The sequence below is a fragment of the Streptomyces sp. NPDC001941 genome (assembly GCF_040296945.1).
Taxonomy (GTDB): Bacteria; Actinomycetota; Actinomycetes; order Streptomycetales; family Streptomycetaceae; genus Streptomyces.
On record NZ_JBEOYE010000037.1, the window covers coordinates 25,683 to 37,512 of the forward strand.

The following is an 11,830-nucleotide window of genomic DNA, read 5'->3' on the forward strand; positions in this document are numbered from 1 at the left end:
GCTAGGCATTGTCCCGGATGCCCGCGAAGAGGTCGTCCTCGGGGAGGGAGGTGTCCACGAGCGACTTCGCCAGCTCGTACTCCTCGGTCGGCCAGACCTTCTTCTGGAGCTCCATCGGCACCCGGAACCAGCCCCCGTCGGGGTCGATCTGGGTGGCGTGCGCGATCAGCGCCTTGTCGCGGATCTCGAAGAAGTCCGCGCACGGCACGTGCGTGGTGAGCGTGCGCTCGACCCGCTCGAACTCGTCCCAGCGCTTGAGCCAGTCCCCGTACGGCGACTCCAGGCCGTGGTCCAGCATCGCCTGGTGCAGGGCCTCGGTGCGGGGCCGGTTGAAGCCCTGGTTGTAGTAGACCTTGCTGGGCCGGAAGACCGGGCCGAACTCGGCCTCGGGGTACTTCTCCGCGTCGGCCGCGCCGTCGAAGGCCACCATCGTGATCTTGTGGGTCATGATGTGGTCCGGGTGCGGGTAGCCGCCGTTCTCGTCGTAGGTGGTGATCACCTGCGGACGGAACGCGCGGATCTTGCGCACCAGTTCCCCGGCGGCCGTGTCCACGTCCTCCAGGGCGAAGCAGCCCTCGGGCAGCGGGGGCAGCGGGTCGCCCTCGGGCAGGCCGGAGTCGACGAAGCCGAGCCACTCCTGCTTCACGCCCAGGATCTCCCGGGCCTCGTCCATCTCCTTCTTGCGGACCTCGTGGATGTGCTCCTCGATGTACTTGTCACCCTGGAGCTTGGGGTTGAGGACGGAACCGCGCTCGCCGCCCGTGCAGGTCACCACCAGTACGTCCACCCCCTCGGAGACGTACTTGGCCATGGTGGCCGCGCCCTTGCTCGACTCGTCGTCGGGGTGGGCGTGGACGGCCATCAGTCGCAGCTGATCAGTCAAGACTCGGTCCCTCGGTGATTCGTAGCTTTGGGCGGCTTCTATAGTGACGGAATCGGCGGGCGGAAAATTCCGTCGTTCGAGGCGTGAGAGGAACGATCATGGGCGCAGTGCGCGAGGGCCTCCCCGAGGGCCGCTACGGGCGCTCCGCGGACGAGCGCGCCGACCGCAAGCTCAGGATCGCCGGCTCCGTCCTGGGCGTGCTGCTGCTCGCGCTGGTCGGCTGGTTCGGCTACCACTACGTCGTCGGCAACGAGATCAGCGCCGAGATCATCAAGTTCGACCCCTCCGCCGCCGACGGGGTGCAGGTCCACCTCGAGGTCCGCAAGGACAAGGACGTCAAGGGCTACTGCACGCTGCGGGCCCGCTCCGAGGACCACAGCGAGGTCGGCCGCCTCGACGTCCGCTTCGACCAGCCGGTCGAGCGCGTCGACCAGGTCGTCACCGTACGCACCACCGGCAAGGCGACCACCGCCGAGCTGGTCGGCTGCGGCACCGGCTGACCGTCCGGTCCCCGTCACCAGGGCGTGCCGGGAGCCCCCGCGCTGACCTGCGTTGACGTGATTGTGACGGCTTTCGTCCTCCCCCTTCGCGCACGAAATTGTTAGGCTCGTGGTTTCGCCCTTCCATGGAGGAACATCCTTCAGGGTAGGGCGATGCTTTGTATTCCCAGTACCTACGAGGAGCACCTGTGACCCAGACCAGCGAGAACGTCACCTGGCTCACCCAGGAGGCGTACAACCAGCTCAGGGCCGAGCTGGAGTACCTGTCTGGTCCCGCGCGCACGGAGATCGCCGCCAAGATCGCCGCCGCGCGCGAGGAGGGCGACCTGCGCGAGAACGGCGGGTACCACGCGGCCAAGGAGGAGCAGGGCAAGCAGGAGCTCCGGGTGCGCCAGCTCACCCAGCTCCTGGAGAACGCCAAGGTCGGCGAGGCCCCCGTGTCCACCGACGGCGCCGTGGCGCCCGGCATGGTCGTGACGATCGCCTTCGACGGCGACGAGGACGACACCCTGAGCTTCCTGCTCGCCTCCCGCGAGTACGCCAGCTCCGACATCGAGACCTACTCGCCGCAGTCCCCGCTGGGCTCCGGCGTGCTCGGCCACAAGGTCGGCGAGGACGCGGAGTACGAGCTCCCGAACGGCCGGAAGGCCTCCGTGCGGATCCTCAAGGCCGAGCCCTACAACGGCTGACCCCGGCAACCCCTGCGCGAGGGCCCGGACCGCACCGCCGGTCCGGGCCCTCCGCGCTGTCCGGCGGACGCCCTGTGCGAGCGACGCGCACATGTCATGATGCTGGCCTGGACGTCGGGGCGGGGGCCGGGGGGACGCGTGCTGGAACCACTGCGTGAGGACACGCCGCAGCGGATCGGACCGTACGAGGTGCTGGCGCGGCTCGGCGCGGGCGGCATGGGCGAGGTGTTCCTCGGCCGGGGCGCGGACGGCGGCCTGGTCGCCGTGAAGACGGTGCGCCGCGACCTCGCCCGCGACCCGGTCTTCCGGGACCGCTTCCGGCGCGAGGTCAAGATCGCCCGGCTGGTCAGCAGCCCCTACGCGGCGCCACCGCTGGGCGGCGACGCGGACGCCGAGGTGCCCTGGCTCGCCACCGCGCACGTGGCCGGTCCCACGCTCTCCCGCGCGGTGCGGCGCAGCGGCCCGCTGCCGGAGGAGACGGTACGGGCGGTGGGCGCCGGACTCGCCCGCGCCCTGGCCGACCTGCACGCCGGACAGGTGCTGCACCGCGACCTGAAGCCCGGCAACGTCCTGCTCGACGCCGACGGGCCGCGCCTGATCGACTTCGGCATCGCCCGGGGCGCGGGCGCCACCACGATGACCGCGACCGGGGCCTGGGTGGGCACGCCCGCGTTCATGTCCCCCGAGCACGTGGCGGGCGCGCGCACGGTGCTGCCCGCCTCCGACGTGTTCTGCCTGGGGTCGGTGCTCTGTTACGCGGCGACCGGCCGGGATCCCTTCGGCGAGGGCCCGCTGGCGGCCGTCCTCTACCGGGTGTCGCAGGCCGAGGCGGACCTGGACGAGGTGCCGGACGGGCTGCACGCGGTCGTCGCCGCCTGTCTGCGGCGGGCGCCCGCCGAGCGGCCCTCCCCCGCCGAACTGGCCGAACTCCTGGGCGGCCCACGGGCGCCGCAGTGGCCGACGGGCGTGCGGGAGCAGATCGAGGAGGCGCGGCGCGACGTGGTCCGGCTGCTGGCGGCCGGCGGCCCGCTGCTGGCACCCCGCGACCCCGAGCCGCAGGCACAGCCCCAGCCCCAGCCCCAGCCCCAGCCCCAGCCCCAAGTACCGTCCGCGCCCGGCGCCGAGGCACCGGCTCTGCACCGGATGCCCACCGTGGGCCCGCCGCCCGCCGACCCGCCCGCCGCGCCGGAGGCCGGACGGCCGCGCCGGCGGCGGGGCCGGGTGGCGCTGGTGGCCGTCACCGCGCTCGCGGTGCTGGGCGGGGCCACCGGTCTCGGCCTCTACCTGTTCGGCGGCGAGGACCCGAAGCCGCCGGCCACCCCCGCTCCGGCCCCCGCCCCGGCCGCGCCGCTGGTGGCGGGCGTGGACGGCGAGGGGCAGGCCGACGCCGCGGGGTACGTGCCGCAGGTCGCGGCGCAGCGTCCCGCGAGCTGGAAGCCGTGGCGCGCGAAGCTGACGGCGCCCGCGCTGGGGTGCGCGGCGGGCCGGCTCGTCCTGGTCTGCCGGACCACGGACGGGCGGTACGAGGCGCTGGACCCGGGGACGGGTGAGCGGCTGTGGGAGGCCGACCTGGTGGCGGACGCGCGCGACAACACCTCGTTCATCGGCCCGACGGGCGGGGTCTTCGTCGCGGGCAGCACCCAGGCGCCCACCGTGCACGACACCTCGGTGGTGCTGCTGTCCGGGGGCACGCTCCAGGTCCGGGACGCCCGCAGCGGCAAGGTGCGCTGGAGCAAGCCGAACAAGGTCAAGGCCTGGTTCGAGTCACGGCCCCTGGTCGGCGGCGACACCGTGTTCGCCGCGAGCGGCGACGACACGGCCGGCCGGATGACCGCCTACTCCCTCGCGGACGGGACCGTGCGCTGGGAGAAGGCGCTGACCAACACCGACCTGTCACGGGCGGAGTTCCGGGCGTTCGAGCCGCTGGCGTACGCGAACGGCGTCGTGTACGCGCTGAGCGACGCCGGTCCCAGCGCGTACGACGCGAAGAACGGGGACCTGCGCGGACAGGTGACGCCGGGGCAGGGCGACGGCTGCGAGAGGCTGCGGGTGGCCGGGCGGACGTCCTACTGCGCCGCCACCATCTACGAGAACGGCCGGCTGCGGATGTTCCGGCTGGACGCGGGGACGCTGGCGCCCGCGGCCGGCGGCGCGTTCACGGTGGCGGACCCCGCCGCGCGGACCACCGCGGTGCCCACCGCCGCGGACGGCCGTGCCCTGGTCCTCTTCGACAGCGGGCCGGTCAGCTGGGGCTTGGAGCAGACGAGGAAGGCCGAAGGGCTGTTCCTGCTCGACCCCGCCACCGGCAGGCAGCGGGGCCACACGGCACTGCCGTCCCTGACCCGGCCGGACGGCAAGCGCCAGATGGTCTCGGCACCGCTCATCGCGGGTGACGCGGTGGTGTACGCCGACTACGCGTCCCTGCACGTCGTGCCGCTCGGCAAGGACGGCTCCGCGGGCGAGGAGCGGGTGATCGCCCTGCCCGGGGCGCCCGGCCCGCGCGCCGAGGAGCAGTACGACCGGTCGAGCGCCATCCAGATGGCGAAGGAGCTGCGTCCGCCGCAGGTGCTGCCGCTCGGCGGGGTCGCGCACGTGGTGTTCGACGACGGGACCGCGGTCTCCGTCGCACTGCCCCGCTGATCCGGGGCGGTACGGACCGAGCGGTCCGGGAGTCGCCCTTCCTCCACTCCTCCACGGTCACCCAGGAGCCCGCGTTGCTGGAAGTCCTGCCCGGCGGTCCGCCGCGCCTCGTCGGCCCGTACCGGCTGCTCGCCCGGCTGGGCAGCGGCGGCATGGGCGAGGTCCACCTCGCCTGCCGGACGGACGGGCCGACCGAGGACCCGCGGCGGATGGTGGCCGTGAAGACCGTGCACGGGGACCTGGAGCTGGACGACGCCTTCCGGTCCCGGTTCCGGCGCGAGATCGCGGCCGCCCGGGCCGTGCGCAGCCCGTACGCGGCCGTCCTGGTCGACGGCGACGCGGAGGCCCGGCTCCCCTGGCTGGCCACCGAGTTCGTGGCGGGCCCCTCGCTCGCGGAGGCCGTGGACCGGACCGGGCCGCTGCCGGTCGCGGCGGTGCGGGCGCTGGGCGCGGCGCTCGCCCGCGCCGTGGCCGACGTCCACGCGGCGAACCTGCTGCACCGCGACCTGAAACCGGGGAACGTACTGCTCGCGGTGGACGGGCCGCGGGTCATCGACTTCGGGATCGCCCACGCCTTCGACGCGACCGCGCTGACGGCGACCGGGGCCGTCCTGGGCACGCCCGGCTTCATGGCGCCCGAGCACCTGGCGGGCGGGGCGGCCCTGGTGCCCGCGACCGACGTGTTCTGCCTGGGCTCGGTGCTGGCGTTCGCCGCCTCGGGGCGGGGCCCGTTCGACGACGACGAGATGGCCGCCGTGGCCTACCGGATCAGCCGCGCGCAGGCCGAACTGGACGGCGTGCCCGAGGAGTTGCGCGCGATCGTGGCGCGCTGCCTGGCCCTCGACCCGGCCGCGCGACCCGGCCCCGCCGAACTGGCCGGGCTGCTGGGCGGGGTGCCGGACGGCCCGTTCCCGTGGCCCGCTCCGGTGCGCTCGCTGATCGCCGTGACCGGGGAGGCGGCCCGGGCGGCGGGGCTGCGGGCGGGATCGAGGGCGGGCCTGGCCGAGCTTCCGACGCTGGGCCCCTCGGTGCCGTACTCCCCCACCGCCGCGCCCCACCGTCCGGCGCCCGCGGCGCCCCGCCGCCGTCGCCCGGGCCGCGCGGTGGTGGCGGCCGGTCTCGCGGTGGCGGTGCTGGCGACGGTGGGCGTGCTGCTGGCGGCGCGGTCCGGTACGGGCGGCGGTACGGGTGCGTCCGGCACCGGGAGCACCCCGTCCGCCTCACCGTCGGGGTCGGGGACGCCGGGAACGAGGACCGCCTCCCGGGCGCTGGCCCTGCCGGACGGCGGCGAGGGGCGCACGCGCGACTTCGGCACGACCGCGGCCGACCCGAAGGCCCGCCCCGCCGGCTGGTCGCCGTGGGCGGCCCGGGTGCCCGGGGGCAGCCGGTGCGCCCTGTCCGGCGAGTTCTTCGCGTGCACGTCGGCGGGCGGCGGCGCCACGGTGCTCAGTGCCACGGACGGCAAACGGCGTTGGACGCTGGACGGGGACGTGTCCGGGGACATGGCGACCCCGGACCCGGCGGTGCACGACGGCGCCCTGTACGTGACGGGGCCGCGGGGGCTGCGCGCGTACGACCTGGCGAGCGGGCGCGAGGTGTGGCGGGCCGCGGCACCGGAGGGCCGGCGCGCCAAGGGCTCGGACCTGGTGGACGGCGTCCTCTACACCTCGTACACCGGCGTGGTGGCGGAGGCGGCGACGGACGGCCTGGTGACCGCGCGGAGCCTGGACGGCGCCCGTGCCGTGCGGTGGAGCAGCCGGACGGAGACGGTGCCGGACGGCGAGCCGCTGGCGGTCGACGGCCGGGTGTACGTGACGGTGCTCGGGCGGCCGCTGGCGCTCGACGCGCGCAGCGGCAAGGTGGCCGCGCGCGGCGCGGAAGGACTTCTGTGCGACGCGCCGCAGGTGCGCGAGGGGCTGATGGTGTGCGGAAGGGAGGGGAACGCCGTCCGGGTCCTCGACGCCACCACCCTGCGCCCACTGCGCAGGATCGCACCGGGCGCGGACCTCGCGGCGCCGCCCGCCCTGGGCCCGCGGGGGACGCTCTTCCTGACCGACGCCGGGGGCGTGTACGCGTACGACGCGCGCACCGGACGCGAGCGCTGGACCCATCAGAAGCAGGATCAGGAACAGGGGGCCACGGGCTACCTGTACCTCGTGGGCGACCGGGTGGGAACGGCGAGCCTCGGGCTCCAACTGAAACTGTGGGGCCAGTCGGACGGTTCGAGCAGCAGCAAGCAGGTCCAGCTCCGCGGCCCCGCGCAGGGGGCGGACGGCTCGGACGGGAACGGTGAGAACGGCGGGTCCATCGACGTACTGGCCGCCGGAGGGGCGCTGTTCGTCACCCTCTCCGGCGGCGCGGTCGTCTCCGGCTACCTGCCCTGACCGCCGGCCGTCAGGCCGCCTTGCGGTACTTGCGCACCGCCAGGGTCCGGAAGGCCACGATGATCAGGACCGACCAGATCAGCGACGCCCAGACCGGGTGCTCCATGGGCCAGGCGCCGGTCACGGACTTCGGGACGCCCTCGATGGTGTTGCCGAACAGCTCCCGGGCCGCGGCCACGGTGGCGCTGAACGGGTTCCACTCGGCGACGTGCTGGAGGAACTTGGGCATGCCGTTGACCGGGACGAACGCGTTGGAGATGAAGGTCAGCGGGAAGAGCCAGATCAGGCCGCCCGAGGTGGCCGCCTCGGGGGTGCGCACGGACAGGCCGATCAGGGCGCCGATCCAGGTGAACGCGTACCCGAGGAGCAGCAGCAGGGCGAAGCCCGCGAGCACCTTGCCGAGGTTCTCGTGGGTGCGCCAGCCGACGATCAGGGCGACGACCGCGAGCACGGCCAGCGTGATGGCCGTCTGGACCAGGTCGGCCAGGGTGCGGCCGGTGAGGACCGCGCCGCGGGCCATCGGCAGCGAGCGGAAGCGGTCGATCAGGCCCTTGTGCATGTCGTCGGCGATGCCGGCGCCGGCACCCGCGGTGGCGAACGTGACGGTCTGGGCGAAGATGCCCGCCATCAGGAACTCCTTGTAGGCGCTCGCGCTGCCCGAGGGCGCCCCGGGGATGTTGATCGAGCCGCCGAAGACGTACGTGAACAGGACCACGAACATCACCGGCTGGATGACGCCGAACAGCACCATCTCGGGTATCCGGGTCATCCGGATCAGGTTCCTGCGGCCCACCACCAGCGAGTCCCGTATCGACTGCGTGATGCCGCCCTTGGGGCGGGGGGCCAGTACCGGCCGGGGTTCGGATGCGGTGGTACTCACTTGGCCTTCCCCTTCCCGTCGGCGGGAGCGCCCTCGCCGCCCTCGGCGTCCTCGCCCTTCTCCCCCTCGGCCGCGTGGCCGGTCAGGGAGATGAAGACGTCGTCGAGGGTGGGGCGGCGCAGCCCGATGTCGTCGATCTCCACGCCCCTGGCGTCCAGTTCCCTGATGACCTCGGCCAGCAGCTTGGCGCCGCCGGTGACCGGGACGGTGATCTTGCGGGTGTGCTCGGCGACCGTGGCCTCGCCCTTGCCGAAGCCGGCGAGGACCTCGCGGGCCGGGGCGATCTGGTCGGGCTGGTGGACGACGACCTCGACCCGCTCGCCGCCGGTGCGGGCCTTGAGCTGGTCCGAGGTGCCGCGGGCGATGACCTTGCCGTGGTCGACGACGCAGATGTCGTGGGCCAGGTGGTCGGCCTCCTCCAGGTACTGGGTGGTGAGCAGCAGGGTGGTGCCGCCCGCGACCAGTTCCTGGATGACCTCCCAGAGCTGCTGGCGGTTGCGCGGGTCGAGTCCGGTGGTGGGCTCGTCCATGAACATCACGGGCGGCGAGACCACCAGGGCGGCGGCCAGGTCGAGCCGCCTGCGCATGCCGCCGGAGTAGGTCTTGGCGGGGCGGTCGGCGGCGTCGGCCAGGTTGAAGCGCTCCAGCAGCTCGCCCGCGCGGACCTTCGCGTCCTTGGAGCGCATCTGGTAGAGCTGGCCGACCATCTGGAGGTTCTCGCGGCCGGTGAGGTACTCGTCGACCGCCGCGAACTGGCCGGACAGGCCGATGGAGCGGCGGACCTCGTTGGGGTGCTTGAGGACGTCGATGCCCGCGACGACGGCCTTGCCGCTGTCGGGCTGGAGCAGCGTGGTGAGTACCCGGACGGTGGTGGTCTTCCCGGCGCCGTTGGGGCCGAGGAGCCCCAGGACCGTGCCTTCGGGGACGTCGAGGTCCACGCCGTCCAGAGCCCTTACGTCTCCGAAGGTCTTCACGAGGCCTTCGGCATAGATGGCGCCTGGCATAGGGGTTCTCCCAGGGTGGCAGGTGCGTTGTTTCTTCTGAGGTGGAAGTGACGTGCTGAGGGAGGTGCGGGGTGACGTGCTGGATGACGTACGACCGGGGGCGTTCGGGGCGGTTCGCCGCTCCTCCCAGCTTAGGGAGGGCGGTCCCGGTGCGCCCGGCGAGGGCTCAGACTAACGCGATACATCGCGACTTACAATCGCTTTACCCGAGGACGGTGTACCCGGCGCCGCGCAGCGCCGCCGCGACCTCCTCGCAGTGCTCCGGGCCCTTGGTCTCCAGCTGGAGCTCCACCTCCGCCTCCGTGAGCCCGAGCCGGGGATCGGTCCGTACGTGGCTCACGTCCAACACATTGGCATCCGCCACTGACAACGCCCCGAGGAGCGAGGCCAGCGCCCCGGGCCGGTCCGTCAGCCGCACCCGCAGGCTCAGGTAGCGCCCGGCCGCCACCATCCCGTGCCGCAGCACCCGCTGCATCAGCAGCGGGTCCACGTTCCCGCCCGAGAGCACCGCCACCACCGGCCCCCGGAACGCCCCCGGGTCGCTCAGCAGCGCCGCCACCGGACTCGCCCCGGCCGGCTCCACCACCTGCTTGGCCCGCTCCAGGCACAGCAGCAGCGCCGAGGACAGCGCGTCCTCCGACACCGTCACCACGTCGTCCACGTACTCCTTGACCAGCGCGAACGGCACGTCGCCCGGGCGGCCCACCCGGATCCCGTCGGCCATCGTCACCGGCGACTCGACCGTGACCGGGCGCCCGGCCCGCAGCGAGGGCGGGTAGGCCGCCGCGCCCCGCGCCTGCACCCCGATCACCTTCACGTCCGGGCGCAGCAGCTTCACGCCCAGGGCCACGCCCGCCACCAGACCGCCGCCGCCGACCCCCACCAGGATCGTGCGCACCTCGGGGCACTGCTCCAGGACCTCCAGGCCCACCGTGCCCTGCCCCGCGATGACGTCCGGGTGGTCGAAGGGGTGGATGAACACCGCGCCGGTGTCGCGCGCGTACTCCTGCGCCGCCGCCAGCGTCTCGTCGACCACCTGGCCGTGCAGCCGCACCTCGGCCCCGTACTCCCGGGTCGCGGCGACCTTCGGCAGCGGCGCCCCCAGCGGCATGAAGACCGTCGCGCGCACGCCGAGCAGCGAGGAGGCCAGCGCGACGCCCTGCGCGTGGTTCCCGGCGGACGCGGCGACCACCCCGGCCGCCCGCTCCTCGGGCCGCAGCCCGGCGATCCGCACGTACGCGCCGCGCAGCTTGAACGAGCCCGTCCGCTGGAGGTTCTCGCACTTCAGGTGTACCGGGGAGCCCACCAGACGGGACAGGTAGCGGCTGCCCTCCATCGGGGTGCAGCGGGCGACACCGGAGAGCATCTTCTGCGCGCCCTTCACGTCATCGAGGATGAGCGGGTGAAAGGGGTCAGTCGTACGGAAGCTCATGACCGCAAGTCTCCCAGCTCACGCGGGGGTCGGCCGCCCGGGTCTCGGCTTCCCATCAGGTTTGCGCAGCGCTGGTACGCAAGCGCATTCGTCCGCGTACTCTGTCCCCCACCAACCGACCACCGCACGAGAGAGCCCCTCCAGCCATGCCCACATCTCAGGACATGACGACTGATCTCGACCCCGGTCTCCTCGATGCCCTCCAGCACCAGGTGGCCGTGTTCGCGCGCCGGGCGGAGCAGACCCGGCTCGGCGGCACGGGTCAGTTGCGCAACTCCATGGACCGCGCCGCCTACTTGCTGCTCAACCGGCTCGACCAGGAAGGCCCGATGGGCGTCAAGGCGCTGGCCGCCGGGATGGGGATCGACTCCTCGACCGTCACCCGCCAGGTCGCCCCGCTCGTCGACACCGGCCTGGTCAAGCGCACCTCGCACCCCGAGGACGGGCGCGCCGTGGTGCTTCAGCTGTCCCCGCGCGGCCAGGCCCGCCTGGAGGAGGTCCGCTCCTCGCGCCGCGAGCTGATGGCGCAGGTGACCGACGGCTGGACGCAGGACGAGCGCGAGTCGTTCTGCTCCCTGCTCACCCGTTTCAACTCGGCGCTCTCGGCCCGCCAGGCCGGACTGCCGATCGTCGAGCCGGAGACGCCGCCGACCTCTTGACCGGCGGGGCCCCGCTGTCCTGATATGAGGACATGGGCGACCGACGCACCGTCGTACAGGGGTACCGCGCCCGGGAGTTCGAGGCGTTCGTCGCGGGGGCGGCCGGCCGGCTGCTGCACACCGCGGCGCTGCTGACGGGCGAGCCCCCGGCGGCCGCTCCGGGCGCCCGGCGCCTGCTGACGGCGTCCCTCGCCCGCACGTACGCGCGCTGGGACCGGCTGCGCGGGGAGGACCCGTACGACCGCACCCGTACCGAACTCGCCGCCCGGTTCGCCCGTTCCGCCTGGCGCCACCACGGCGACCGCGGCGGCGTGCTGGCCCGGCTCACCCCGCAGGAGCGCCTGGTGCTGGTCCTCAGGCTGTACGAGGGCGTGGCCGAGGAGCAGACCGCCGCCCTGCTCGGGCTGCCCGCCGACCGGGTGCGGGCGATCCTCACGCGCGCGGTGGCCACGATGCGCAGCAGCGGGCCCGCGCGCGGACTGCGGCTGAACAGGGGGGCGGTGGCGCGATGAGCCCGGACCACAAGGCCGACCAGGTCAGACGGCTGCTCGACACCCCGCACCCGCCGGTGCCGCCGGAGCTGCTGGCGCAGGCGGTCGCCCGGGGCACCCGGCTGATGCACCGCGACCGGGTGCTGCGCCGGGTGCTGTGGACGCTGCTGGTGTGCGCGGCCGTGGCGTTCAGCGTGTGGGCGGCGCGGACCGAGCCGTGGGCGGTGCCGCCGTCGACGACGACACCGCCCTTCGACGGCTGGTAGGG

11 protein-coding genes are annotated in these 11,830 nt (G+C 73.9%); 7 read left to right on the forward strand and 4 right to left on the reverse strand.

Translation table 11 applies throughout. From position 1 onward, the window contains the following. Position 1: 1 nt before the first annotated feature. A complete protein-coding gene (gene mca, locus ABT160_RS23885) occupies positions 2–883 on the reverse strand; it encodes a mycothiol conjugate amidase Mca (RefSeq protein ID WP_351649790.1) in 882 nt (293 codons plus the stop codon). Between the two features lie 98 nt (positions 884–981). Here mca and ABT160_RS23890 point away from each other — a divergent pair, with 98 nt between their 5' ends. The 4 genes from ABT160_RS23890 to ABT160_RS23905 all read left to right on the forward strand — a co-directional run bounded on the left by ABT160_RS23890 (position 982) and on the right by ABT160_RS23905 (position 7,096). Continuing rightward, entirely contained in the window at positions 982–1,383 is a 402-nt protein-coding gene (locus ABT160_RS23890; protein ID WP_351649791.1) for a DUF4307 domain-containing protein, read from the forward strand. A 188-nt stretch (positions 1,384–1,571) separates the two neighbouring features. Beyond that, positions 1,572–2,072: a transcription elongation factor GreA gene (greA, locus tag ABT160_RS23895; RefSeq protein ID WP_351649792.1), complete on the forward strand. Its 501-nt coding sequence runs from the start codon at positions 1,572–1,574 to the stop codon at positions 2,070–2,072. A 138-nt stretch (positions 2,073–2,210) separates the two neighbouring features. Next, positions 2,211–4,712: a serine/threonine-protein kinase gene (locus ABT160_RS23900; protein WP_351649793.1), complete on the forward strand. Its 2,502-nt coding sequence runs from the start codon at positions 2,211–2,213 to the stop codon at positions 4,710–4,712. Between the two features lie 74 nt (positions 4,713–4,786). Beyond that, a complete protein-coding gene (locus ABT160_RS23905; protein ID WP_351649794.1) occupies positions 4,787–7,096 on the forward strand; it encodes a serine/threonine-protein kinase in 2,310 nt (769 codons plus the stop codon). A 10-nt stretch (positions 7,097–7,106) separates the two neighbouring features. Here ABT160_RS23905 and ABT160_RS23910 read toward each other — a convergent pair whose 3' ends face one another. The 3 genes from ABT160_RS23910 to ilvA form a co-directional block, all read right to left on the reverse strand. Next, a complete protein-coding gene (locus ABT160_RS23910) occupies positions 7,107–7,976 on the reverse strand; it encodes an ABC transporter permease (protein ID WP_351649795.1) in 870 nt (289 codons plus the stop codon). After that, positions 7,973–8,980: an ATP-binding cassette domain-containing protein gene (locus ABT160_RS23915; protein ID WP_351649796.1), complete on the reverse strand. Its 1,008-nt coding sequence runs from the start codon at positions 8,978–8,980 to the stop codon at positions 7,973–7,975. The genes ABT160_RS23910 and ABT160_RS23915 overlap by 4 nt, the downstream gene beginning before the upstream one ends. A gap of 202 nt (positions 8,981–9,182) precedes the next feature. Next, positions 9,183–10,412, reverse strand: a complete 1,230-nt coding sequence (gene ilvA / locus ABT160_RS23920; protein WP_351649797.1) for a threonine ammonia-lyase — start codon at positions 10,410–10,412, stop codon at positions 9,183–9,185. A gap of 146 nt (positions 10,413–10,558) precedes the next feature. On the opposite strand from ilvA, the gene ABT160_RS23925 reads away from it, so the two are divergent. The 3 genes from ABT160_RS23925 to ABT160_RS23935 are packed head-to-tail and all read left to right on the forward strand — an operon-like array spanning position 10,559 to position 11,828. After that, the gene (locus ABT160_RS23925) at positions 10,559–11,071 is read left to right on the forward strand and encodes a MarR family winged helix-turn-helix transcriptional regulator (protein WP_351649798.1); all 513 of its coding nucleotides are present in this window, start codon (positions 10,559–10,561) and stop codon (positions 11,069–11,071) included. 32 nt (positions 11,072–11,103) lie between these two features. Next, positions 11,104–11,583: a sigma factor-like helix-turn-helix DNA-binding protein gene (locus ABT160_RS23930; protein ID WP_351649799.1), complete on the forward strand. Its 480-nt coding sequence runs from the start codon at positions 11,104–11,106 to the stop codon at positions 11,581–11,583. Further along, positions 11,580–11,828 carry a hypothetical protein gene (locus ABT160_RS23935; RefSeq protein ID WP_351649800.1) on the forward strand — a complete coding sequence of 83 codons (249 nt, stop codon included), beginning with the start codon at positions 11,580–11,582 and terminating at the stop codon, positions 11,826–11,828. The genes ABT160_RS23930 and ABT160_RS23935 overlap by 4 nt, the downstream gene beginning before the upstream one ends. Positions 11,829–11,830 lie beyond the last annotated feature (2 nt).

Bases quoted from the DNA above. Each gene is read 5' to 3' on its own strand.
- ABT160_RS23890 (WP_351649791.1), top strand. From the start codon at position 982: ATGGGCGCAGTGCGCGAGGGCCTCCCCGAGGGCCGCTACGGGCGCTCC.
- ABT160_RS23915 (WP_351649796.1), bottom strand. From the start codon at position 8,980: ATGCCAGGCGCCATCTATGCCGAAGGCCTCGTGAAGACCTTCGGAGAC.
- ilvA (WP_351649797.1), bottom strand. From the start codon at position 10,412: ATGAGCTTCCGTACGACTGACCCCTTTCACCCGCTCATCCTCGATGAC.
- ABT160_RS23925 (WP_351649798.1), top strand. From the start codon at position 10,559: ATGCCCACATCTCAGGACATGACGACTGATCTCGACCCCGGTCTCCTC.
- ABT160_RS23930 (WP_351649799.1), top strand. From the start codon at position 11,104: ATGGGCGACCGACGCACCGTCGTACAGGGGTACCGCGCCCGGGAGTTC.
- ABT160_RS23935 (WP_351649800.1), top strand. From the start codon at position 11,580: ATGAGCCCGGACCACAAGGCCGACCAGGTCAGACGGCTGCTCGACACC.